Consider the following 24,080-nt stretch of genomic DNA (forward strand, 5'->3'; position numbering starts at 1 on the left):
GACAAATCATTTATTTCTTTTCGTTCTATCTGTCAAATTTATTTCCTGTTCACGTTTACCATATAACTGATTAATTTCATTTGCTACTGCATCTAAATATGAATCGGAAAAAATAGGCTTCTTTTCTTTAGACATATGGGTCTCCTTTGTGGATTTTTTAGTATTCATTATGTATATTTCTCAGCGGATTATGCGCAATCATTTTAATTTTTTTCTTATTAAAAATTTTTGTTTACTTTTTGAAAATAAAGGAGTATTATAATCCACAGTTTCAATTTTCTAAATCGCTGAAACCGCATGGTACGGGGGACCCGTTTTTACGGATTAGTACATAATCCGATGGGGTGAATCCTTGAAAAAGGTAGGGCTACTCATAGGCCCGAATCCGACAGCTAACCTCGTAAGCGTTATATTGAGAAGGAAGGTGGAGCTTGTGCGACAAAAAAAATAATGTCTACAAGTCTATTTCGCTATGGCTTGTAGACATTTTTTGTTTTCTGAAGAAATAGTTTACTGGCTGTAACAAGCAGAAAAGTTCGTACAAAATTATTGGAGAGTGGACAGCATTGGTTTCATCTATTAAAAGATTTTTAATTGGAAGACCGTTAAAATCAACGGAGCTTGGAGAACAAAAGCTTAATAAAACGAAAGCTTTAGCTATTTTATCTTCTGACGCATTGTCATCAGTTGCTTACGGTCCAGAGCAAATTTTAATTGCTTTAGCAGGTGTTGGAGCGATCGCCTATTGGTATTCCATTCCGATCGCTGTTGGGGTATTAGTATTATTGACAGCCCTTATTTTATCTTATCGTCAAATTATTTTTGCTTATCCGCATGGCGGGGGAGCGTATGTTGTATCAAAAGAAAATTTAGGGATGAATCCAGGCTTAATTGCTGGAGGATCTTTATTAGTTGACTATATTTTAACTGTTGCGGTAAGTGTGTCCGCGGGTACAGATGCAATTACTTCTGCGTTTCCTAGCTTACATGCACATAACGTAATTATTGCGGTTATATTTGTTATATTAATTACGATATTAAATTTAAGAGGAGTAACGGAATCAGCTTCCGTGCTAGCATATCCTGTTTATTTATTCGTTTTAGCACTATTTATATTAATTGGTGTGGGCATATATAATATTTTAACTGGTCATGTTTCACCTACTTTACATGCGCCGATTGGAACACCAGTTGCAGGAATTAGTTTATTTTTATTACTAAGAGCATTTGCATCAGGTAGTTCTGCTTTAACAGGTGTTGAAGCAATTTCAAATGCAATTCCGAACTTTAAAGATCCTGCGCCAAACAATGCTGCAAAAACATTGCTTGCAATGGGTGCATTACTTGCTGTGTTATTTTCAGGAATTGTATTTTTAGCTTATTATTACGGAGTGACTCCGAGTAAAGAAGTAACAGTTGTTTCTCAAATTGCTGAACAAACATTTGGACGTAATTTCATGTACTATTTCATACAAGGTACAACAGCTTTAATATTAATTCTCGCTGCTAATACAGGCTATTCTGCATTTCCTTTATTAGCGGTTAACCTTGCAAAAGATAAATTCATACCGAGAATGTTTACGATTAGAGGAGACCGTTTAGGTTACTCAAACGGTATTATTATACTTGGAGTTGCTTCGATTATTTTAATTGTAGCTTTCCAAGGACAAACAGAACATTTAATTCCACTATATGCAGTAGGTGTATTTATTCCATTTACACTTTCTCAAACAGGGATGGTATTAAAATGGCTTCGGGAAAAACCTGAAGGATGGGCTTTAAGATTAACGGTTAATTTAATTGGTGCAGTTATTAGTTTTATCGTAATGAGCATGTTCTTTTTAACTAAATTTGCACAAGTTTGGTCGATACTTATTTTCTTACCTGCAATCATATTCTTATTCCACAGAATTAAGAAGCACTATGATGCGGTAGGTGATCAGTTAAGTTTAAAAACTTGTGAACCACTTGTTCCGATTAAGGGAAATGTAATCGTCGTTCCGGTAGCTGGTATGACTCACGTAGTAGAAAATTCATTGAACTATGCTAAGGCTCTTTCGGCAGATCAAGTTATTGCTGTATATGTTGCTTTTGACAGGGAAGAGGAAAAGAAATTTGAAGAGAAATGGAAAAAGTGGCAACCTGAAGTTAGGCTTGTTACATTACATTCTCATTATAGAAGTATTATCCAGCCGCTAACGAAGTTCATCGATACAGTGCAATATAAGGCAAGTGAATCGAATTACCGCGTTACGGTCGTTATACCACAGTTCATTCCGAAAAAAGGTTGGCATAACATTCTTCATAATCAATCCAGTTTACTCATACGTGCGTATTTACTGTATAAAAGAAATGTTGTTATTACGACAGTTCCATATCATTTGAAAAAATAAGAAGATTTTTTAAGGATAGCTTCGTGAAAATGAAGCTATCCTTTTTGTGTATATGCTATGCATAATTGCATATGGGCTCGAAAATTATATTTATATAATTTTATCAGTTATTTTCAAGTAGTGTTTTCTGTTGTGATATGTAGATATTTCAATCTATAAAGTGAATCGGATTATATTTTGAAATAAGGACACGAAAGCTTGAAAATAAAGGGAATGAAAATACTTCTTTACGTTATATAAACAGCTGTGTTTAAATGACCTTACAGTACAAAACATATATGAAAACAAAACGAAATTTCATATTTACGTATGTTGTTTAGTTTAAAATGAATAATATTTTTATGTAATATATTCACTGTGTGAATGTGGGGATTTCGATGAAATAGAAAATTTATACAATATTATTCATACTAAACACATATGAAAAATAATAAAATGTTTTGTGACGATAAGTAAGTACTGTAGCAATACGAGAGAGGTGGTTCGTACATGGATCGCGGTGAGAACGTTCTCTATTTTAACCATCTCAAATTATAGGTAAGAAAATAGAATAATAAAATGCGATAGTAATAGTTGCTAATACATAGGAGGAGTTAAAGTGAAAAAGACTTTAATTACAGGGTTATTGGTTACAGCAGTATCTACGAGTTGCTTCATTCCTGTAAGCGCTTACGCTAAGGAGGGGCAAACGGAAGTGAAAACAGTATATGCACAAAATGTAATTGCTCCAAATACATTATCCAATTCAATTAGAATGTTAGGATCACAATCACCGCTTATTCAAGCATATGGATTAATTATTTTACAACAGCCAGATATTAAGGTAAATGCGATGAGTAGCTTAACGAATCATCAAAAGTTTGCAAAGGCGAATGTACGAGAATGGATTGATGAATATAATCCGAAGCTAATTGACTTAAATCAAGAGATGATGAGATACAGCACTAGATTTAATAGCTATTATAGTAAGCTCTATGAATTAGCAGGAAACGTAAATGAAGATCAGCAAGCAAAAGCAGATTTTATGAGTGCATATGGAAAATTACAATTGCAAGTACAAAGCATCCAAGAGAGTATGGAGCAAGATTTATTAGAGTTAAATCGATTTAAAACAGTATTAGACAAAGATAGTAACAACTTATCAATTAAAGCCGATGAAGCAATAAAAACACTGCAAGGATCAAGTGGAGATATTGTGAAATTAAGAGAAGATATTAAAAGAATTCAAGGTGAAATTCAAGCTGAATTAACTACTATTTTGAATAGACCTCAAGAAATCATTAAAGGTTCTATTAATATTGGTAAACAAGTATTTACAATCACAAATCAAACTGCACAAACGAAAACAATCGATTTTGTTTCTATCGGTACTTTAAGTAATGAAATTGTAAATGCTGCAGATAGTCAAACGAGGGAAGCAGCTCTTCGCATTCAACAAAAGCAAAAGGAGTTATTGCCACTTATTCAAAAGTTATCACAAACTGAAGCAGAGGCGACTCAAATTACATTCGTTGAAGATCAAGTAAATAGCTTTACAGAATTAATTGATCGTCAAATTACAACTTTAGAAACGTTATTAACGGATTGGAAAGTTTTAAATAATAATATGATTCAAATTCAAACAAATGTCGAAGAAGGCACGTATACAGACAGTAGTTTACTTCAAAAACATTTCAATCAAATTAAAAAAGTAAGTGATGAAATGAATAAGCAAACAAATCAATTTGAAGATTACGTTACAAACGTTGAAGTACATTAAACAGAAAAATAATTAGCGATATAGGGAGAGAAGAAAAATGACAAAAAAACCTTATAAAGTAATGGCTCTATCAGCACTTATGGCAGTATTTGCAGCAGGAAATATTATGCCGGCTCATACGTATGCAGCTGAAAGTACAGTGAAACAAGCTCCAGTTCATGCGGTAGCAAAAGCTTATAATGACTATGAAGAATATTCATTAGGACCAGAAGGCCTAAAAGATGCAATGGAAAGAACAGGTTCAAATGCTTTAGTAATGGATCTGTACGCTTTAACAATTATTAAACAAGGTAATGTTAACTTTGGAAATGTATCGTCTGTTGATGCGGCTTTAAAAGGGAAAGTAATTCAGCACCAAGATACAGCTAGAGGAAATGCGAAGCAATGGTTAGATGTATTAAAACCACAGCTTATTTCAACGAATCAAAATATCATTAACTACAATACGAAATTCCAAAACTATTATGATACTTTAGTTGCTGCAGTTGATGCAAAGGATAAAGCGACTCTTACGAAAGGCTTAACTAGATTATCAAGTAGTATTAATGAAAATAAAGCACAAGTGGATCAGTTAGTAGAAGACTTGAAGAAATTCCGAAATAAAATGACTTCGGATACGCAAAACTTCAAGGGTGATGCAAATCAAATTACATCTATATTAGCTAGTCAAGATGCAGGAATTCCGCTATTACAAAATCAAATTACAACGTACAATGAAGCAATTAGTAAATATAATGCAATTATTATCGGTTCATCTGTTGCGACAGCTCTAGGACCAATTGCAATTATCGGTGGTGCAGTAGTTATTGCTACGGGCGCAGGAACACCGCTAGGAGTAGCATTAATTGCAGGTGGTGCAGCAGCTGTAGGCGGTGGTACAGCTGGAATCGTATTAGCGAAGAAAGAGCTTGATAATGCACAAGCAGAAATTCAAAAGATAACAGGACAAGTTACAACTGCGCAATTAGAAGTAGCTGGATTAACGAACATTAAAACACAAACAGAGTATTTAACAAATACAATTGATACTGCAATTACAGCGTTACAAAATATTTCAAACCAATGGTACACAATGGGATCAAAATATAATTCTTTACTTCAAAATGTGGATTCAATTAGTCCAAACGACCTTGTTTTCATTAAAGAAGATTTAAACATTGCGAAAGATAGCTGGAAAAATATTAAAGACTATGCAGAAAAGATTTATGCTGAAGATATTAAAGTAGTAGATACGAAAAAAGCATAATTGAATACGAATCGTTAGAGCGTTAAGTGTTGATGAATGATTTGAAGCTCCTGTTCAGTTGTGAGCAGGAGCTTTTTATACTCTTATAAAGAAAATAGGTGAAAAGTATGCAGAAAAGATTTTATAAAAAATGTCTTTTAGCGGTAATGATTGCTGGGGTGGCAACGAGTAACGTATCTCCTTTACATCCTTTTGCAGCAGAACAAAATGTAAAGGTACTACAAGAAAATGTGAAAAACTATTCTCTTGGACCAGCTGGATTCCAAGATGTAATGGCACAAACGACATCGAGTATATTTGCAATGGATTCATATGCAAAATTAATTCAAAATCAACAAGAGACGGATTTAAGTAAAATAAGTTCGATTAATAGTGAATTTAAAGGGAATATGATTCAGCATCAAAGAGATGCAAAAATTAATGCAGCATATTGGTTAAATAATATGAAGCCTCAAATTATGAAAACGGATCAAAATATTATAAATTACAATAATACTTTTCAATCGTATTATAACGACATGTTAATAGCGATTGATCAAAAGGATAGCGGAAAATTAAAAGCGGATTTAGAAAAGTTGTATGCGGATATTGTAAAGAATCAAAATGAGGTAGATGGATTATTAGGAAATTTGAAAAGTTTTCGCGATAGAATGGCGAAAGATACAAATAGTTTCAAAGAGGATACAAATCAGTTAACAGCGATATTGGCAAGTACGAATGCTGGTATTCCAGCTCTAGAGCAACAAATAAATACATATAACGATTCGATTAAAAAGAGTAATGATATGGTCATTGCTGGTGGCGTACTTTGCGTAGCGCTAATAACATGTCTTGCTGGCGGGCCGATGATTGCGGTTGCAAAAAAAGATATCGCAAATGCAGAAAGAGAGATAGCTAATTTAAAAGATAGAATTTCAGGAGCACAAGCAGAAATCGTAATTTTGACTGATGTAAAAAATAAAACAACAAACATGACGGAAACAATTGATGCAGCAATTACAGCACTACAAAACATATCAAACCAATGGTATACAGTAGGTGCAAAATATAATAATTTACTACAAAACGTAAAAGGAATTAGTCCGGAAGAGTTTACGTTTATAAAAGAAGATTTACATACAGCGAAAGATAGCTGGAAAGATGTAAAGGATTATACAGAAAAATTACATGAAGGTGTGGCAAAGTAAACAGTGGGCTAGTTCCGCTGTTTATTTTTATTCCGTTTTTTGTGAGAGGTGAACTTGTAATTTTATATATAAGTTTTCATGTGTTTTATCCATGTGTGTATAAAAAATCTTTTTGTTATCGCTCCCTTTGATAGAATCCATTTTCACATAGGTTTTTTACCGAATTTTTTAAAAATTAAATTTTACGGCTTGATAATTCGTTTAAAATGATTTAATCTTATGTCAAATGATATATTTATCTATCAAAAATGCTTTTTGTAAAGATAAAGGAGTGAATGAGAATGTTAAACGCCCCATTGATGGTAAGCTTTTAGGTGCAACCACATTGAAAAGATTGGGAAGAAATGAGTGAGCTTTCACAATAAAGAACTCTATAACTTTATGTAGTGTTTGATGCCCTTTGATTAGATTTTTTTTAAAAACAAACCAATATTAATTGAATCAAAGTTTAGAAATTAAATATATGAGTAGTAGAAAAAAGCCATTAGTTGTTATCATGTCTTGATGAAAAACATAAAAAATAGGCAAGAAAAATTCTGAGAAAACCTGTTCAGAAAGTATGTTATGAAAGCAAGTTAGTGATGGGAATTCAAAACCAATTTGATAAAAGTGAGGTAAATAATATGACTTTTGAAGAAAAATTACAAGCATATGCAGAACTTACGGTGAAAATCGGTGTGAATATTCAACCAGGGCAATACTTATTAGTCAATACATCAGTGGATGCATTGGATTTCGCCCGTATAGTTGTGAAAGAGGCTTATAAGGCTGGGGCAGGGCGTGTTCATGTTAATTTCTCGGATGAAGAAATGGAACGTGCTTACTTTGATTATGCCTCAGATGAAGAATTTAATCGCTTCCCAGAGTGGATAGTCAAAATGAATGATGAGCTGATCGAATGTAAAGGAGCATTATTAATGATAGATGCTACAGATCCTGATAAATTTACAGGTATTTCATCTAATCGTCTAGCTACCTATCAAAAGGTAGCAGGAGCTGCTCTGAGCAACAATCGCAACGCCGTAATGAAGGATTCAGTAGCTTGGTCTATGGTAGCAGTTCCTTCACCAAAGTGGGCATCGAAGGTGTTCCCGGATTTAGCAGCTGAGGATCAAGTACCAGCATTATGGGAGGCTATTTTTAAAGCTGTTCGTATTGGTGAAGGCAGTGCTATTGAAAAATGGCGTGAACATGTAAAAAATTTAGAATCTCGTGCGGTCCTACTGAACAATAAAAAATATATAAAGCTTCACTATACAGCGCCAGGTACTGATTTAACAATTGCATTAGCACCACAGCATAAATGGATTACTGGAGGTGGCAAAACTCCTGATGATACTATCTTTATGGCTAATATGCCGACCGAAGAGGTTTATACGTTACCGATGAAACAAGGTGTAAATGGCTATGTAAGCAATACAAAACCATTAGTTTATCAAGGGAATATTATCGACGGCTTTAAACTGACATTTGAAGAAGGAAAAATTGTTAAAGCTGAAGCACAGGTAGGACATGATTTATTACAGGAGCTTATTAATGTGGATGAAGGCTCGTGCTATTTAGGTGAGATAGCACTTGTACCAAATGAATCACCAATTTCAGCATCGGGAATTTTATATTTTAATACATTGTTTGATGAAAATGCATCGAACCATTTAGCGATTGGTAAAGCTTATCCAACTTGCTTAGAGGATGGAAGAGATTTAGAAAACGATCAGCTTGAAACGTTAGGTGCAAATATTTCAGTAACACATGAGGATTTTATGATTGGCAGCAGTGAGATGGACATCGACGGTATTCTACCAGATGGAACTGTAGAACCAATTTTCCGTAAAGGTAGCTGGGCATTTTAAGTTTTTAATTTGAAGAAAGGAGTAGAGTGGATGAAACGGTTACTAAGCATAATTGGTGCAACTATATAGGGGGTTCATCTGCTTTTGCTTAGGCTGAAAACTACCTCTTTAATTAGAAGTAAAATACATTCAAAGGAGATAGGCCAATGAATTTCTGGGAAGTTGTTTTGATAGTAGTGAATTTTAGTCTATTGAGTTGGATACTGTTAATAGGCAGAGAAACGAAAAAGTGGTCTAAATTAGCTACTTTGATTGCCGTTGTAATGGTTACAGTTCAGTTATTGGCAGAAGGTTTTAGGTGGCAGATGATTCCGGCATATGTATCCCCAGTTATCTTAATTTTATGCTATTTATTAACTGGGCGGAAAAAGGGCTGTAGAAGTTGGGGTATATTCATAGTTAAGACCTCGTTGCTATGTATCTATTTGTCTGTAGCAGTGGCGCTACCTTTACTTATGCCAGTATTTTCATTTGAAGAACCAACCGGCCCACATAGGATCGGTACGAAGGTATATCATTGGATTGATCATCAGAGAAATGAAGCATATTCGAAAAATCCAACCGATCGGCGCGAACTGATGGTGCAAATTTGGTATCCTACAGCTGAAAAAAGTAAGGGGGATCCAGAACCTTATATTCGTAACAGAAATGAGCTTTCCAAGGGATTGGAAAAAACATTGTCCATTCCTGCATTTGCATTCAGCCACATGGAATTGGTAAAATCTCATTCGTTTATGGATTTACAACTCTCAGATTCAGAGAATCATTATCCCATATTACTTTTCTCTCATGGTTTTAATGGTTTTCGTAATCAAAACACGTTTCAAGTTGAGGAGTTGGCTAGTCAAGGATATATTGTTCTAAGTATCGATCATACCTTTGATGCTGCAGCTACCGTCTTTCCAGATGGTCGAACTGCTTACGTACAGCCCATCAATTTAACTGATGAAGGGGATAGCCACATAAAATTATGGGAGGAAGATGTCAGCTTTGTCCTTAATCAGATAGAGAAACTTAATCAAAACGATGAGACCGGCTTCTTTACAGGAAGAATGGATACTTCGCGAATTGGAATGTTTGGTCACTCTTACGGTGGAGCTACCGCAGCACAAATACTTGCAAAAGATTCTCGTGTCAAAGCAGCTATCAATATGGATGGTACATTGTATGGAGAAATCTTTCCTGAAAGTGGAATTGGAAAACCATTTCTACTCATGAGTGCAGAAGAGCCTGATGAAGCAGATCCCTATGAAGTGAGGGAGCGATATGGACGTGGGTTAGCTGGTGGTGGTATGTCAATGGTCATACCTCATACGGATCATACAAGCCTCACTGATTTACATTTGTTCTCCCCTCTGTTGCAGAGTCCAGGTGAAAATCCAAAGGAAGTTCATCGTATTATCAACGAATTCAGCCTGGCATTTTTTGACCAGTATGTAAAACAGAAGGATGACGGCTCAACCCTTAAAAGGCTGATGACCAAATACCCGGAAGTGAATTTTAAAGTAAACCGATAACTTTATGCAGAAAGAAGCTTCATTATAAAACATTCAGTAATTAAATGAAGTGCAACCGGATTTAATAAAAGTAGAAAAATTACTATAAGTATTAATGCGTCATGAAAAATAGTTTAAAAAACCTAGATAAGGTAATCAATTTCTCTACTAAGAAAGCGATTCGAACCATTTCCTTTGGTTCTTGTATTTATTACATTAAATAATTTAATTTCTTCATCGTTATCTAAATAATGAAATGCTAAAAATGAAACATTCAAAGTACTATCAGTTTCAGTAATATAATTCTTTTTGAAAAGCTACATTCAGCATCTGGACACTTTATTTGAGATTGTTTATTATAATATCAAATGATATATTTTTCTATCAAAAATGACGAATTTATACAGAAAAAGGGAGAGATTGACGATGAAGAAAGACTTGTCAGCGTTGAAGGAAGCGAGATTTAATGCAATTCTTGATTCGGCTACTATATTGCTTGTTGAAAATCCTACTGCTTCGATGAATGAAATTGCGGAATATGCGGGAATTGGAATTGCTACACTCCATCGCTACGTCGAAAGCAGGGAGAAATTGATGCTGTTCTTAGGCCATCGGGCTATACAACTGGTAAGTGATACTGTAAACCAGATTCCACTGGATGAGGAAAGAAGCGAAAACTATATCCCGGAACTCATTGAAGCGTTAATCCCTTTAGGTGACAAAATCTATTTTCTAGGTCATGATGCATCTGTATTTAACAACAAAGAATTAGGTAAAGCAGAAGAGAAGCTGAGGGAACCCTTACGACGCGTTATTGAGCTGTTACAACAAAGAGGTTATTTTCAGCAAACGGTTAGCAGCGAATGGATTTTGAATACGCTTTATGCTCTGCTTTTCCATACTTGGGAACAGGTACATGAAGGAAATGTGGCTAAAAAATCTGCTGCAGAGCTTGTTTTAAATACATTTTATTATGGTTTTAAAGCTAAGGATGATTTGAGAGGTAAGTGAACTGATTCAAATCCATGATAATTAATATCAATAATACAGAAAGCGAAAAGGAGGACTGGGAAATGAATCAAATCTCTATTGTAAAGGCTGTTCATCAATCCATGGTCGGCGCCCAGTTAAATGTAATGGCATTGGAATACATGGCGTTTCCACTTGCAGGATCTGAGGAGAAGAACACAGTCGAAGGGACATTTTGTAAGCTCTGGCGGCAGGAGAACAACCGTTTTAGTCATCAATACGCTTATGAAGCTCAAATGGACGGGAAAACTTTAGGGATGATTACTTGCTATCCCATACCCGTTTTAAACCGTCTTGCCTGGTCCACTTTTAAACAGCTGCTTTCATTCCGAAAGCTGGGTTTTGTTATTTATAACATTTTGAATATCAAAATGCTTTATTCCATGTTTACCTTGAAGGAGGGAGAAGATGACGAGTTTCACATCGGAACAATTGCCTTATTGCCCGAAAGTCGAGGACTAGGGATAGGTACCAGACTACTTAAGTTTGCCGAGGAACAAGCTTCCCTGCAAGGCTTTGCCAAATGCTCTCTGACGGTAAAGAAAGAGAATCAACTTGCCATTAAATTGTATCAGAGGATAGGCTACCAGATTACAGGCGAAATTAATAAACCAAAGTTATCGTTGTACAGAATGGTCAAAAACGTAGAATCTTACAACCGTTTATAAAAAATTTGTACCGTATCAGGATACTGCCACATACCTATCAACCGGAATATTCTGAATTATCAACAAAATAAAAATGGACTTTTTGTTACAAGTTAATACAAAATTTCGTTCTGGAGGCACTAAAAAATTTTAGCTTGATAGTGATGGGATGGGGCCTCTATATAAAAAAACACAGTTTACACTCAAACTGTGTTTTTCGACGTACAATGATTTATCAACATCTCTTATTATTCTTTAAAATCTGCAACAGAACCAGGATTTCCCCTCAAAGTATAAATTCCAAGGGGAACCGTTTTTTTTATTTACTTATATACGTACAGCTGTACCACTGACAGCAACCATTAACATTCCATCACGAACAACTTCGTAATCTACGTCAATACCAACGATAGCGTTCGCACCTTTTTCTTTTGCAAGTTCTTTCATTTCGCCCATTGCAATATCACGAGCGTCTTTTAGCTTACTTTCATAAGCACCAACACGGCCACCGACAACATAATAGCTTCACCATTTACAATATCAATATACTCAATAATCTCTTTACCTTGAATTCCAGAAGTTGTTGTTACAATCATGACTGACACTCTCCTAATATCTTATAATTTTTGATTAGCTTTCTTATGCCATAGAAAAAGTATTTTTGGCACCAGAAACAAGTCTAGTTTCTTACAGAATGAAACCAAGGCAATTGTTTAACATGTGTATCGCTATAACATATGCAATGGATCTTTTAGAAATAAGATAAGCCGCAGTAAGTATCAACGATCCAGGTAAATAAATAGCAATATCCGAAAGTTGGTTCGTATGAAGAAGTGTAAAAATCATAATCGAAATGATAGATGCAATAGCAGTACCAATATGGTAAGAAAAACGATTTATTAATATGTGACGAAACACAATTTCTTCAAGTATTGGACCCAGAATACCAAATACAAGCAATGTAAATACAAGAGGTACCTCCGCACCCGTTTCAAGGAGCTGCTCTTGGTTCTCTGGTTGACCAGTTGCTAGAAAACGCATAACACACTGTTCCACAATTACCGTAAATAAAACTACCATAGGAATACTTACTATTTTCAAAATTGTCTTCTCTTTAAAATAAGTAAAACTTTCAATAATTTCTTTCCTAAAGAAAATGATTCCTACAATAGCAGGTACAGTAAAACCGATGGCACTAAGAACAAATTCTGATTCAACTAAATTGACATTAGCTAAAAGTGATATGCCAAATAATATGTACAAGCCAATTTGAAATGGTACAAACATTGTAAAGATTATGAGCATAATGATTTCTTTTTTATTCATTTTTATAAAGTTCACTGTATTGCCCCCATAATTAAATTACCTATAATTTTTGATTTTTCTCTCTGCATAACGTTCTCCTTCTAAATATATTTATATAAGATTATAAACCGGACGGTTCGGTCCGGAACCTAATGATACTATAAGTTTCTAGTTTTTTAAACCCTTTTTATAAAGTATTAACAAAATCCAAATGGAAAAAAAGCAAATATATTTATATCTCAGTTTCTTTGGTACAATTTAATTCCAGTAATCATTAATGATTACCCTTTTATAGAATGAAGTGAAAGTGGGGATAGTTCAAACACTTTAGCTAAACATATTAATCAAAATTATATATAATAATCATATGTCTATACGTTAAATTTAACTATATATTTTTACACCTACTACGAAGTTAGGTGAAATTAGTTGTATAACATGACTGAATTAAATAATTGGTCATGTTAATTTTGACAGAAAATTCATTTGAATGATATAGATAATACAATTTGATTAATCTCTTTTCAAACTGTATTGTTTGAGGTTCACATAATATAGGGGTTGATAAGATATTTTCGCTCCAAACTTCTTTATACTTACAAAAAAATTCAAGAAAATAGATGGTAAATATCACCTGGAATATTAAGCTCGTTTTTATTAGGAGGATTACAAAGCATGACTAAAGTTGATAAGGTTAAAGAAAAAATTATTGAAACATCTTTATATTTATTTAATACTAATGGGATAACTCGCACATCCATCCAGGATATAATGACAGCTACTGAACTACCTAAAGGATCTATTTATCGTAGATTCAAAAGTAAAGAAGAAATTGTCCTTGCTGCCTACGACAAAAGTGGTGAGATTATGTGGAGTCATTTTCATAAAGCAATGGAAAATAAAAAGACAGCAATCGATAAAATCCTTGCAATTTTCCTTGTATATCAAGATGCAGCTAATAATCCTCCTATTGCTGGAGGCTGTCCATTACTTAATAGCGCAATTGAAAGTACTGGAGTATTTCCAGAATTACAAAAAGCAGCAGCAAAAGGTTATGATGATACAGTAATGTTAATGGCTTCTCTCATAAAAGAAGGAATAGAGAAACAAGAACTTAAAGAAGATATAGAGGTTATATCACTTGCTTCCTTTCTTGCATCTTCAATGGAGGGGGCTATTATGGCAAGTCGAGTATCTAACGATAATATACACCATCATTATTTTATTGAACAAATAAAACATCATCTTTTCACTTATTCTAAATAAGTGGGAACTTGCATTGTTTTCATCCAATTTTTATAAAATTAAATTGAATACATACCCCTTATAACCAGTATCTTCTGTTTATAAGGGGTATTTGAATAGTTTTTAGACGATGGTTTATGTTTCTTATTGAACGGTTTCATTGTATATAATAAGTGGAATATAAGTTCAGTTAGATAAAATTCGGTAGTCGAATTTTTTTGCATAAAGCTGTATAATGCTTGTAACGAAAGGGAAATACAGGAAGGGATTTGTAATGAGTTACTATGGAAAAAGATAAACAACAATTAAGTGTTGAAGTTGCAAGATTATATTATCAATCAGATTATAGCCAGCAAGAAATTGCTAACAAATTAAATATTTCAAGACCGACGATTTCTAGATTGTTAAAGTACGCCAAAGAGAAAGGGTTTGTTCAAATTAGCATCGCTGATCCATTTGCGGATTTAGATAACGTTGGGAATTTACTAAAAGAAAAGTACAACTTGTTAGAAGCGCATGTTGTATTTTCTCCAGTGCCAGAATATGCAACGATTACAGAGTATATTAGTAAATATGCAGCTGAGTATATGGGAAAGACGGTTAAAAATGGTGATATCGTTGGTGTAAGCTGGGGAATGACGATGTATGAAATCGCTAGAAAAATTGTACCACAACATGTAAAAGGTGTAGAAGTTGTTCAGTTAAAAGGTGGTATTAGTCATTCAAGTGTAAATACATATGCGAATGAGACCATTGCTTTATTTGCAGATGCTTTTCAAACGACGCCAAGAAATCTACCTCTTCCAGTTATATTTGATAATGCAGTGACAAAAGAATTAGTAGAGCAGGATCGACATATTCATCACATTATCGAAATGGGGAAACAAGCGAATATTGCAATTTTTACTGTAGGAACAGTGCGAGATGAAGCGCTATTATTCCGATTAGGTTATTTCGATAAGGAGGAAACAAGTTTACTCAAAAAACAATCGGTCGGTGACATTTGTTCACGTTTCTTTGATGGAGACGGAAATATTAGTAGTGAAGAAATTAATAAGCGGACCATTGGAATTGAGTTAGAGGAACTGAAATTAAAAAAACGCTCTATTTTAGTTGCAGGTGGTAATAGAAAAATAAAAGCAATTGATGGTGCGTTACGTGGCGGGTATGCAAATGTATTAATTATCGATCAGCATACAGCAAAAGAATTGTTACATTATCAAAAAGATTAGAAATAAAAGGCGTTCTCAAAATGTTAATTTTGAGAACGCCTTTTATTTTGTTATGTATGAATGATAGGTGTTTTTTTGAATACAAATTGCCTTTTTAAAAATAATTATGGATATTGAGATACATACTACCATTGTTAATATAAAAGTTCTCATTTTATATATGAAGTGTTTCTTAGTTAGAATGCGCTTTATTTACTACAAGAGATTCCTTCTAAAAAAGAATGAACAAAATTTCAAAAGTATATTTACATTTGTTCAACTAAGAGTTAGAATGAAGTTGTTAAAAGATATGAGGAGTGAAGATAATGAATATTGCAAAGTTAATTGACCATACAATTTTAAAAGCTAATACTACAAAAGAAGATGTTATGAAAGTAATCGAAGAAGCAAAGGAATATAAATTCGCTTCTGTTTGTATTAATCCTACATGGGTAAAGCTAGCTGCTGAAGAATTAGCTGGACATGGTGTAGATGTTTGTACTGTAATCGGTTTCCCATTAGGAGCAAGCACTACTGAAACAAAAGCTTTCGAAACAAAAGATGCTATCGAAAAAGGTGCAACTGAAGTTGATATGGTAATCAACGTAGGCGCTTTAAAAGATGGCGATAACGAGTTCGTTGAAAAAGATATTTATGAAGTAGTACAAGCAGCAAAAGGAAAAGCTCTTGTAAAAGTAATCATTGAAACTTGCCTATTAACAGATGAAGAGAAAGTACGAGCTTGTGAATTATCAGTAAAAGCTGGTGCTGATTTCGTAAAAACTTCAACTGGATTCTCAACTGGCGGAGCAACTGCTGAAGATATCGCATTAATGCGTAAAACAGTAGGACCAAACGTTGGTGTAAAAGCATCTGGTGGCGTTCGTACACGTGAAGATGCAGACAAAATGGTAGCTGCTGGAGCTTCTCGCGTTGGAGCAAGTGCTAGTGTTGCAATCGTATTAAATGATGCAAAAGGTGCTACAGATAACTACTAATCATTAATGAAGTCAAAAGCAATAGATACACAAAGTAAAGTGTATCTATTGCTCTAATAATTGAAAAGAATGTAAGCGGATACGAATGGGAGGAGACGGCTTATGAAATACTTAATTGGTATTTTTGGCCTCGTATTGATTTTAGGTATCGCTTGGCTTGCTAGTAATAATAGAAAGAAAGTCAAATATCGCCCAATCATAACGATGGTTATATTACAATTCATTTTGGGGTTTTTATTATTAAATACAAGTGTAGGGAATATATTAATTAGCGGAATAGCAGATGGTTTTGGAGAGCTATTAAAATATGCCGCTGACGGTGTGAATTTCGTATTTGGTGGATTAGTAAATCAAAAAGAGTTTTCGTTCTTTTTAAGTGTATTAATGCCAATCGTATTTATATCAGCTTTAATAGGTATTTTGCAACACATTAAAGTATTACCTATTATTGTGAAATCTATCGGTCTAGCATTAAGTAAAGTAAATGGAATGGGGAAACTAGAATCATATAATGCTGTTGCTTCTGCGATTTTAGGACAATCTGAAGTGTTTATTTCAGTTAAGAAACAACTAGGGTTATTGCCAGAGAAAAGAATGTATACATTATGTGCATCTGCAATGTCTACCGTTTCAATGTCTATCGTTGGATCGTATATGGTGTTATTAAAACCACAATATGTTGTAACCGCTTTAGTGCTTAACTTATTCGGTGGTTTTATTATCGCTTCTATCATTAACCCGTATGAAGTTACTGAAGAAGAAGATATGTTAGAAGTGCAAGAAGAAGAGAAAAAGACTTTCTTTGAAGTATTAGGGGAATACATTATAGATGGATTTAAAGTTGCGATTACAGTAGCAGCTATGTTAGTCGGTTTCGTTGCTCTTATCGCATTCATTAATGCAGTATTTAAAGGTGTAATCGGTATCTCATTCCAAGAAATTCTTGGTTATGTATTTGCGCCATTTGCATTTATTATGGGTATACCTTGGCATGAAGCAGTTAATGCCGGAAATATTATGGCAACAAAATTAGTATCAAATGAATTTGTCGCTATGACAGATTTAGCGCAAGGAAACTTTAATTTCTCAGATAGAACGACAGCGATTATATCTGTATTCTTAGTTTCATTTGCAAACTTCTCTTCAATTGGAATTATTGCAGGGGCAGTTAAGAGCTTAAATGAAAAGCAAGGGAATGTAGTCGCAAGATTCGGTTTGAAATTACTTTTCGGTGCAACATTAGTAAGTTTCTTATCCGCAACAATCGTTGGCTTATTATTTTAATAGATTCATATCATATCAAAAGGAATGGTGATTGTAATGAGAATGGTAGATATTATTGCAAAAAAACGTGATGGCAAAGAATTAACGACTGAAGAAATCAAATTCTTTATTAATGGATATACAGACGGAAGTATTCCTGATTATCAAGTGAGTGCACTTGCAATGGCAATCTTCTTTAAAGATATGACAGATCGTGAACGTGCAGATTTAACGATGGCGATGGTGGAGTCTGGAGAAACAATCGACTTATCAGCAATTGAAGGAATTAAAGTAGACAAACATTCAACTGGCGGTGTTGGTGATACAACAACATTAGTATTAGGACCATTAGTAGCTGCTTTAGATGTACCAGTAGCAAAAATGTCTGGTCGTGGTTTAGGACATACTGGCGGAACAATTGATAAATTAGAAGCAGTAGAAGGATTCCACGTTGAAATTACGAAAGAGCAGTTCATTGATATTGTAAACCGTGACAAAGTAGCTGTTATTGGACAAACAGGAAACTTAACACCTGCAGATAAAAAAATTTATGCATTACGTGATGTAACAGGAACTGTTAACTCAATTCCTCTAATTGCAAGTTCAATTATGAGTAAAAAAATTGCAGCTGGTGCTGACGCAATCGTACTTGATGTAAAAACAGGTGCTGGCGCATTTATGAAAACAGAGGAAGATGCAAAAGAATTAGCACATGCAATGGTACGTATCGGAAATAATGTAGGACGTCAAACGATGGCTGTTATTTCAGATATGTCACAACCTCTTGGCTATGCGATTGGTAACGCTCTAGAAGTGAAAGAAGCAATTGATACTTTAAAAGGTGAAGGGCCAGAAGATTTAACAGAATTAGTACTCGTATTAGGTAGCCAAATGGTCGTACTTGCGAAAAAAGCAAGTACATTAGAAGAAGCTCGTGAAATGTTAATTGAAGTTATGAAAAATGGAAAAGCAACTGAGAAATTTAAAGAGTTCTTAAGCAACCAAGGCGGAGACAGCTCGATTGTAGACAATCCAGAAAAAATGCCACAAGCTAAGTATGTAATTGATGTACCTGCAAAAACTTCAGGTGTTATTTCTAACATTGTTGCAGATGAAATCGGTATCGCAGCTATGTTACTAGGTGCTGGCCGCGCGACAAAAGAAGATGAAATCGATTTAGCGGTAGGATTAATGTTACGTAAAAAAGTTGGCGATGCAGTAAAAGAAGGCGAGCCATTCGTAACAATCTATGCAAACCGTGAAAATGTAGAAGATGTAAAAGCAAAAATCTATGAGAACATTTCTATCGCTGAAACAGCAGTGGCTCCTAAATTAGTTCATACAGTTATTACTGACTAATCATCATTACATTATTTTAAGGGGGAAATAATATGGATAAGAAAAAATATATTGAAGAAGCAAATAAGATGTTAGCAAAAGCATATATTCCGTATTCAAAATTTCCTGTTGGTGCAGCATTAGTTACGAAAGAAGGTAAAATCTATACTGGTTGTAATATAGAAAATGCTTCTTACGGTCTATGTAACTGCGCAGAAAGAACAGCGATCTTTAAAGCAGTATCAGAAGGGGAGCGTGACTTTAGTTACTTAGTTATTACAGGCGAAACAGACGCACCGATTTCACCATGTGGTGCTTGTAGACAAGTAATTGCTGAATTCTGTGAACCGAAAATGCAAGTTTTACTAACGAATGTAAAAGGTGATGAAAAGGAAGTGACTGTTGAGCAATTACTTCCAGGTGCTTTCTCAATAGAAGATTTAAAATAAGTTGAAAAGTGAACTGCACCTCCAGTTGTTAGACACGAATAACAATTGGAGGTGCAGTTTTTTACTTTATATTGCGGTGAATTATTTACTGATATTTCGTCCCCTTTTTCATCAATTTATTATTTTACCACATGTGAAATTTTAAAAAATAAATATTAAATATTAATGTAGTGTAAGTACAATATAAATTCCCAATTAATATTAAAAGATGATAGGCTATTTTTATAATTGAATTACCTTTCGTACTCTAAAAAACGCCCTACCAACAAAGGTTCTCTATCAATATAAAAATCTATACTAATATGGTATAATTTTCATGCTCTATTAAGTATAGAAGGGGTTTATACGATGGGACAATTTCAAAGTAATTTTCAAAGCGCTACACAAATCGCAACGCAAATGAGGGCAGCTTCAGATACAATCCAAAGCGCAACAAATCGTTCTATAAAAAAGGCGACACGTACTACGCTTTCAGTTAATTCAAAAGCACAAGAAGCGAACCAACAAGTTTTAGATTTGACGAAACAATTTTCCACCGCCTTTCAACAAGCGGTCGATAATATTCATTCGGTAGCCAAAGAGTTTGAGAGAATGGATCACGAGCTTCACAATACTTTCCGCTAATATGACCACCTTCGTAAAGATAAAACTTTAGGAGGAAAAAAATGGATCGAGATATCAAAAAACAAATTAAACAGTTAAATCAAAAATTACGAAGTGTATTTGAAGAACAGGACCGAAATCAATCCGCGCTTCGAACTCAGGAACAAGCGGAAGCTGATTTTCACGAATTGAAAAATCGAAGCAACCGCTTATTTAACCGTATTTTAGAAACTTGGCACAACGATAAAGAGTTATCTCATTTCTTTATAAATATCCGTCAAGAAGCACAACACATTGAGCGAAAACTTACATTTGAATTAGAAAATCAAAAAGAAACATTACTTAAAGAAAGACGAGACCTTAGTGATTCAGAAAACGACCTATCCTACCAGCAACAACAATTAGCAAGGGAGGTCAATGCATGAGTTTAAATATGTATTTGGGAGAAGTACAAAGCCAAACTCAAAGCATGAATGCTGTATGTACAGCTACCATTCAAGGTATGGAACAAGCCATTCAATCGATTGATGCTTTTACAAGTGATACCGTTCTATAAGGGCAAACTTACGATAGTGCAAAAGCATTTTTCGCAGAAACCTTTCGCCCTTTAGCACAAGGAATCATATACTTATGTGAAGAATTAATCCGTCAGAACGATGCATTTCCAAGTCAATTTCAATCACAAGTAGCTCAGGCAGATGTAATTGAACAAGAAATATTAGAACAAATTCGAGAGATTGACCGAATGAAAGCAAGTATGGAAGCCATCACTCAAACTATGCCAATACCAGGTATAGACGCTATGGCAAATCTTTTTACTGTCATGAGGAAAAAACTTCAAGAAAAGTTAGACCATCTACATGAATTTAATCAAACGTCTAGCAATAACTATGCTACAGCAATTCAATTAGCTAATAGTATTGCTACAGGTCTTGCAGAAGTACAAAGTGGAAAAGGTTTTAGTCCTGCAAGTGGTACATTTAGTAAACAAGTATTGAATATGGAGTGGACGACTTCTATCCAGGCGATTACAGAAGATAGGAATCGTCAGGCTGATAATTCAATTGAAGAAGGTGCAATGTGCGGTAAAATTTCGCCTAAATCTGACTTCGAGAAGGCTTGGGAAAGAGAGAAAAAGGATCTAAGTGATGCATGGACTGGTATTTCTACAGGTTTTGTAGATGGTGCTGTAGATGCATGGGAAGGATTCGTAGCTTTAGGCGATAAAGAAACGTGGTTAAACATGCGAGATGCAATTATTAATTATAAAGAAACACTTCCTGCTGCATGGAATACTTTATCAGATTCATTCATTAATGATTTCTGGAACGGAGATATGGAAAGTAGAGAGCACTATGCTGCCTATGGTGTAGCATCATTATTAACAGGTTTTATTGGTGATAAAGGTCTTAGTAAAGCAGGACAAGCAGGGAAGTTAGCAATCGCTGGCAACCTAGCAAAAGGAAAGTCGTTTATGACTAATTCTGCTGCATATAGAAATGTATTAACTGATTTTAAGTTGAACACTGGAAACCGTTTGGCTTATGCTGATGTTGGAGGAAGTTCTATAAAATATGAACTTGGTGGGGCATACCAAGAAGCGAAAGACTTATTAAATCAATTTGCGGTTTCAAAAGAGGAATATAAAGATTTAAGGAAGAGAACACCCAATAATAGGATAAGAAAAAGCGTAAATACAGACGTACCCAAAATTGATCCTGTATATGGTTATGAAGTGGAAAAACTTGAAGCTGACCACATTGTTTCAATGAAAGAAATAACGGACATGGAAGGTTTTGACCTATTACCGAGAGAACAACAAATAGAAGTGCTTAATATGGATGTAAACTTTGTTGGACTTGGAAAACCAACAAATGCTTCTAAGAATGCAAAAGATTGGAGTACATGGCCGGGGCACCCTAAATACGGCGGAAATTATAAGACTAGAAATGTTAGAACGTGAAGCAGTGGCTAGAGAAGCTTTGAAAAAATCAATAAAAGAGAGGTTACAATCCATTGAAAACAATAGTTAAAAATATAGGTGGTAAAAAGATAATAGCTACAGCAGAAGAACATTTAGGCCCCCAGATAGAAAAGTTATTGTATTTGCTAACTAAAGTAGAAGATAACAAATTAGTTGATAGATTTTCTATGCAAGTTGGTTGGTCTATTTTTGTTCTATCCAAACGTGAAGATGGGTATCATATTATTGCCCCAGATTATACAAAAAATCCATTTAAGGATACTACAGATGATCTAACAATTGCTTTATGGGTGCAATTAGAACAAGTGCATTGTTTACGTCAGTTAAATATTGACGGTGAAACAATAAAGTTTAGCGATAAAATAGTGACTTCAAAAAATGTGTTACAACTAGATGAGGTTTATTTACAAAGAGCTAGGGATTGTGACAAAGGTGATTCTGGTTGGTATATCGGTCCTGTCGATGAAACAGAAGAAACTGACGGTGAATTAGAAGCATATTACGCATATCAGCTACTAAAAATTAGACCTTCAATTATTCAAGTTTTAGCCTTACCTTATGAATATCTGGTAGTTTTTGAGAAAGATAAAATCAAAGCCATTTTAGATGATAATGATGTCGATGTTTGGAATGGAGTTACAAACTAAGATTAGTTAAGTTCTAAAATAATTGAGAGGGCTTAACCGCATGAACTCAAAAATCCCGGAAATTCTAGGAATATTAGACGGTTATGAGAAAAGGGTAATTTTAGTAATTATAGAAACTGAAGCAATGGTTTAAATTAAGCTAGAAACTTACAGGATGGAAAATAATCAATAATGAATAAATTATAAAAGAGCATCCCACCATTAAAAACTGAACTGCACCCCAATTGTTAGACACAGTCTAACAATTGGGGTGCAGTTTTTCTATGGTTAAATTCACAACTGATGAAAAAATATACATCGTTCAACGTTATTTGAACGGAAATGAAAGTTACCGAGAAATTAGTAAAGCTATTGGTATAAGAGACACCGCAATTTTGAAATGGGTAAACCAATATAAACAAAATGGCTTTTTATTTGAAAATAGGATGTAATATTTTATTCATATTCCGTTCATAAACTTTCCGTAAAATGATTGTAGCGAATATAGAAAGTTTGCAACAGGAGGAATAGAATGAAGAAATTATATAATGCGGCATTTATTTACTTAATTATTGGTTTATTATCAGGTGTATTTGCAAGAGAGTATACGAAAGCACAAGGAATTAAAGGATCCACAATGTTGCAATTAGTGCATACACATGTATTAGTGCTCGGTTTTGTATTCTTTTTAATTGCTTTAGCTTTATGTAAAGTGTTTCATGTACAAGAAACAAAGAGCTTTTGTGCATGGTTTGTTGTTTATAATGTAGGAGTAATCTTTACTATTGCTACAATGCTATGGAGAGGTCTTTTACAAGTAAATGGAACTGACTTTTACGGTTTAAGCCATATGGCTGGATTAGGTCATGTTATTATAAGTATCGGGCTCGTTTGGTTTATGATTTTGCTCAAAAAGTCTTTTAAATAGATAGGAGTGAGAAGAGTATGATAGCACTTTTATCAAGTGTCATAGCGTTTTGTATGGCTGTTGGAGTAATGTTTCTACGTTTTAAAGCAGCGAAAAAGCCGGTAACGAAAAAGAAAATTATATTACCACCAATTTTTATGAGTACAGGCGCGATGATGTACTTTTTACCAGAGTTTCGATTAACATCGTTAGAAATAGTCGAGGCAATTAGTATAGGGCTTATTTTCTCTATTTTTCTTATTAAAACAACTAAGTTCGAAATAAAAGGCGAACATATATTTATGAAACCGTCAAAAGCATTCATATTTATTTTAGTAGGCTTATTAGCTGTACGCGTGGCATTAAAGTCATATTTAAGCCAATCAATTGATTTGGCAGAGTTAAGCGGAATGTTTTTCTTACTTGCATTTGCGATGATTGTGTCGTGGAGAATTGCGATGTATCGCTCGTTTACTAAATTAGAAAAGACAATAAACAGAGCTGGAATTTCTATATAGGAAATCCAGCTCTGTTTATGTTT

The 24,080-nt window shown here is 34.3% G+C and carries 21 protein-coding genes, 3 pseudogenes and 1 riboswitch; of the genes and pseudogenes, 21 read left to right on the plus strand and 3 right to left on the minus strand.

Translation table 11 applies throughout. From position 1 onward, the window contains the following. Positions 1 to 6 precede the first annotated feature (6 nt). Positions 7 to 135 carry a hypothetical protein gene (locus tag ASE54_RS37345; RefSeq protein WP_000031873.1) on the minus strand — a complete coding sequence of 43 codons (129 nt, stop codon included), beginning with the start codon at positions 133 to 135 and terminating at the stop codon, positions 7 to 9. Between the two features lie 140 nt (positions 136 to 275). Further along, positions 276 to 422, plus strand: a riboswitch (cyclic di-AMP (ydaO/yuaA leader). Between the two features lie 144 nt (positions 423 to 566). Here ASE54_RS37345 and ASE54_RS02625 point away from each other — a divergent pair. From ASE54_RS02625 to ASE54_RS02660, 8 genes are all read left to right on the plus strand, one after another. Then, positions 567 to 2,393 (plus strand): APC family permease, encoded by a 1,827-nt coding sequence (locus ASE54_RS02625; RefSeq protein ID WP_000254886.1) that lies wholly within the window; start codon positions 567 to 569, stop codon positions 2,391 to 2,393. A 598-nt stretch (positions 2,394 to 2,991) separates the two neighbouring features. Then, a complete protein-coding gene (gene nheA, locus ASE54_RS02630; RefSeq protein ID WP_000751828.1) occupies positions 2,992 to 4,152 on the plus strand; it encodes a non-hemolytic enterotoxin NHE subunit A in 1,161 nt (386 codons plus the stop codon). Between the two features lie 37 nt (positions 4,153 to 4,189). Continuing rightward, positions 4,190 to 5,398, plus strand: a complete 1,209-nt coding sequence (nheB, locus tag ASE54_RS02635; protein WP_000162968.1) for a non-hemolytic enterotoxin NHE subunit B — start codon at positions 4,190 to 4,192, stop codon at positions 5,396 to 5,398. A gap of 107 nt (positions 5,399 to 5,505) precedes the next feature. Further along, positions 5,506 to 6,585 carry a non-hemolytic enterotoxin NHE subunit C gene (nheC, locus tag ASE54_RS02640; protein ID WP_001172000.1) on the plus strand — a complete coding sequence of 360 codons (1,080 nt, stop codon included), beginning with the start codon at positions 5,506 to 5,508 and terminating at the stop codon, positions 6,583 to 6,585. Positions 6,586 to 7,208: 623 nt separating this feature from the next. Continuing rightward, positions 7,209 to 8,438 (plus strand): aminopeptidase, encoded by a 1,230-nt coding sequence (locus ASE54_RS02645; protein WP_000141970.1) that lies wholly within the window; start codon positions 7,209 to 7,211, stop codon positions 8,436 to 8,438. A gap of 146 nt (positions 8,439 to 8,584) precedes the next feature. Then, positions 8,585 to 9,955: a carboxylic ester hydrolase gene (locus tag ASE54_RS02650; RefSeq protein ID WP_001012298.1), complete on the plus strand. Its 1,371-nt coding sequence runs from the start codon at positions 8,585 to 8,587 to the stop codon at positions 9,953 to 9,955. Between the two features lie 405 nt (positions 9,956 to 10,360). Then, positions 10,361 to 10,945 carry a TetR/AcrR family transcriptional regulator gene (locus tag ASE54_RS02655; protein ID WP_000710982.1) on the plus strand — a complete coding sequence of 195 codons (585 nt, stop codon included), beginning with the start codon at positions 10,361 to 10,363 and terminating at the stop codon, positions 10,943 to 10,945. 62 nt (positions 10,946 to 11,007) lie between these two features. Beyond that, positions 11,008 to 11,631: an N-acetyltransferase gene (locus ASE54_RS02660; RefSeq protein WP_001071938.1), complete on the plus strand. Its 624-nt coding sequence runs from the start codon at positions 11,008 to 11,010 to the stop codon at positions 11,629 to 11,631. Between the two features lie 306 nt (positions 11,632 to 11,937). Here ASE54_RS02660 and ASE54_RS02665 read toward each other — a convergent pair. Continuing rightward, positions 11,938 to 12,206, minus strand: a pseudogene (locus ASE54_RS02665) (heavy metal-binding domain-containing protein). A gap of 91 nt (positions 12,207 to 12,297) precedes the next feature. Continuing rightward, positions 12,298 to 12,951 (minus strand): type II CAAX endopeptidase family protein, encoded by a 654-nt coding sequence (locus ASE54_RS02670; RefSeq protein WP_001009305.1) that lies wholly within the window; start codon positions 12,949 to 12,951, stop codon positions 12,298 to 12,300. A gap of 639 nt (positions 12,952 to 13,590) precedes the next feature. On the opposite strand from ASE54_RS02670, the gene ASE54_RS02675 reads away from it, so the two are divergent. The 13 genes and pseudogenes from ASE54_RS02675 (at position 13,591) to ASE54_RS02735 (ending at position 24,057) form a co-directional block, all read left to right on the plus strand. Then, a complete protein-coding gene (locus ASE54_RS02675) occupies positions 13,591 to 14,181 on the plus strand; it encodes a TetR/AcrR family transcriptional regulator (RefSeq protein WP_000169651.1) in 591 nt (196 codons plus the stop codon). Between the two features lie 263 nt (positions 14,182 to 14,444). Then, positions 14,445 to 15,392, plus strand: a complete 948-nt coding sequence (locus tag ASE54_RS02680; protein WP_000409791.1) for a sugar-binding transcriptional regulator — start codon at positions 14,445 to 14,447, stop codon at positions 15,390 to 15,392. Between the two features lie 305 nt (positions 15,393 to 15,697). Then, on the plus strand, positions 15,698 to 16,369 hold the full coding sequence (gene deoC, locus ASE54_RS02685; protein ID WP_001017449.1) for a deoxyribose-phosphate aldolase: 672 nt from the start codon (positions 15,698 to 15,700) through the stop codon (positions 16,367 to 16,369). Between the two features lie 102 nt (positions 16,370 to 16,471). Next, positions 16,472 to 17,653 carry a NupC/NupG family nucleoside CNT transporter gene (locus ASE54_RS02690; protein ID WP_000876172.1) on the plus strand — a complete coding sequence of 394 codons (1,182 nt, stop codon included), beginning with the start codon at positions 16,472 to 16,474 and terminating at the stop codon, positions 17,651 to 17,653. Between the two features lie 36 nt (positions 17,654 to 17,689). After that, positions 17,690 to 18,991: a pyrimidine-nucleoside phosphorylase gene (locus tag ASE54_RS02695; protein ID WP_014895216.1), complete on the plus strand. Its 1,302-nt coding sequence runs from the start codon at positions 17,690 to 17,692 to the stop codon at positions 18,989 to 18,991. 32 nt (positions 18,992 to 19,023) lie between these two features. Then, positions 19,024 to 19,419: a cytidine deaminase gene (locus ASE54_RS02700; protein ID WP_000358519.1), complete on the plus strand. Its 396-nt coding sequence runs from the start codon at positions 19,024 to 19,026 to the stop codon at positions 19,417 to 19,419. A gap of 348 nt (positions 19,420 to 19,767) precedes the next feature. Then, positions 19,768 to 20,043 carry a TIGR04197 family type VII secretion effector gene (locus ASE54_RS02705; RefSeq protein ID WP_000529649.1) on the plus strand — a complete coding sequence of 92 codons (276 nt, stop codon included), beginning with the start codon at positions 19,768 to 19,770 and terminating at the stop codon, positions 20,041 to 20,043. A 41-nt stretch (positions 20,044 to 20,084) separates the two neighbouring features. After that, positions 20,085 to 20,447: a DUF3958 family protein gene (locus ASE54_RS02710; RefSeq protein ID WP_000373354.1), complete on the plus strand. Its 363-nt coding sequence runs from the start codon at positions 20,085 to 20,087 to the stop codon at positions 20,445 to 20,447. Then, a pseudogene (locus ASE54_RS02715) lies at positions 20,444 to 21,448 on the plus strand (T7SS effector LXG polymorphic toxin); the annotation flags it as partial. The gene ASE54_RS02710 and the pseudogene ASE54_RS02715, both read left to right, overlap by 4 nt. A 590-nt stretch (positions 21,449 to 22,038) precedes the next feature. Further along, positions 22,039 to 22,653, plus strand: coding sequence for a hypothetical protein (locus ASE54_RS02720; RefSeq protein WP_000849724.1), 615 nt, complete (start codon positions 22,039 to 22,041; stop codon positions 22,651 to 22,653). A gap of 263 nt (positions 22,654 to 22,916) precedes the next feature. Continuing rightward, positions 22,917 to 23,060, plus strand: a pseudogene (locus ASE54_RS02725) (transposase); the annotation flags it as partial. A 104-nt stretch (positions 23,061 to 23,164) separates the two neighbouring features. After that, the gene (locus ASE54_RS02730) at positions 23,165 to 23,560 is read left to right on the plus strand and encodes a DUF2871 domain-containing protein (RefSeq protein WP_000737876.1); all 396 of its coding nucleotides are present in this window, start codon (positions 23,165 to 23,167) and stop codon (positions 23,558 to 23,560) included. 17 nt (positions 23,561 to 23,577) lie between these two features. Next, positions 23,578 to 24,057 carry a cytochrome c biogenesis protein CcdC gene (locus ASE54_RS02735; RefSeq protein WP_000561066.1) on the plus strand — a complete coding sequence of 160 codons (480 nt, stop codon included), beginning with the start codon at positions 23,578 to 23,580 and terminating at the stop codon, positions 24,055 to 24,057. Positions 24,058 to 24,080: the final 23 nt, after the last annotated feature.

Origin of the sequence: Bacillus sp. Root131 (assembly GCF_001429475.1) — a bacterium.
GTDB classification, from domain to species: Bacteria; Bacillota; Bacilli; order Bacillales; family Bacillaceae_G; genus Bacillus_A; species Bacillus_A thuringiensis_S.

Excerpts from the sequence above, each read along its gene's own strand:
- ASE54_RS37345 (WP_000031873.1), bottom strand. The coding sequence starts at position 135 with ATGTCTAAAGAAAAGAAGCCTATTTTTTCCGATTCATATTTAGATGCA.
- nheB (WP_000162968.1), top strand. The coding sequence starts at position 4,190 with ATGACAAAAAAACCTTATAAAGTAATGGCTCTATCAGCACTTATGGCA.
- nheC (WP_001172000.1), top strand. The coding sequence starts at position 5,506 with ATGCAGAAAAGATTTTATAAAAAATGTCTTTTAGCGGTAATGATTGCT.
- ASE54_RS02645 (WP_000141970.1), top strand. The coding sequence starts at position 7,209 with ATGACTTTTGAAGAAAAATTACAAGCATATGCAGAACTTACGGTGAAA.
- ASE54_RS02650 (WP_001012298.1), top strand. The coding sequence starts at position 8,585 with ATGAATTTCTGGGAAGTTGTTTTGATAGTAGTGAATTTTAGTCTATTG.
- ASE54_RS02655 (WP_000710982.1), top strand. The coding sequence starts at position 10,361 with ATGAAGAAAGACTTGTCAGCGTTGAAGGAAGCGAGATTTAATGCAATT.
- ASE54_RS02660 (WP_001071938.1), top strand. The coding sequence starts at position 11,008 with ATGAATCAAATCTCTATTGTAAAGGCTGTTCATCAATCCATGGTCGGC.
- ASE54_RS02675 (WP_000169651.1), top strand. The coding sequence starts at position 13,591 with ATGACTAAAGTTGATAAGGTTAAAGAAAAAATTATTGAAACATCTTTA.
- ASE54_RS02680 (WP_000409791.1), top strand. The coding sequence starts at position 14,445 with ATGGAAAAAGATAAACAACAATTAAGTGTTGAAGTTGCAAGATTATAT.
- deoC (WP_001017449.1), top strand. The coding sequence starts at position 15,698 with ATGAATATTGCAAAGTTAATTGACCATACAATTTTAAAAGCTAATACT.
- ASE54_RS02690 (WP_000876172.1), top strand. The coding sequence starts at position 16,472 with ATGAAATACTTAATTGGTATTTTTGGCCTCGTATTGATTTTAGGTATC.
- ASE54_RS02695 (WP_014895216.1), top strand. The coding sequence starts at position 17,690 with ATGAGAATGGTAGATATTATTGCAAAAAAACGTGATGGCAAAGAATTA.
- ASE54_RS02700 (WP_000358519.1), top strand. The coding sequence starts at position 19,024 with ATGGATAAGAAAAAATATATTGAAGAAGCAAATAAGATGTTAGCAAAA.
- ASE54_RS02705 (WP_000529649.1), top strand. The coding sequence starts at position 19,768 with ATGGGACAATTTCAAAGTAATTTTCAAAGCGCTACACAAATCGCAACG.
- ASE54_RS02710 (WP_000373354.1), top strand. The coding sequence starts at position 20,085 with ATGGATCGAGATATCAAAAAACAAATTAAACAGTTAAATCAAAAATTA.
- ASE54_RS02730 (WP_000737876.1), top strand. The coding sequence starts at position 23,165 with ATGAAGAAATTATATAATGCGGCATTTATTTACTTAATTATTGGTTTA.
- ASE54_RS02735 (WP_000561066.1), top strand. The coding sequence starts at position 23,578 with ATGATAGCACTTTTATCAAGTGTCATAGCGTTTTGTATGGCTGTTGGA.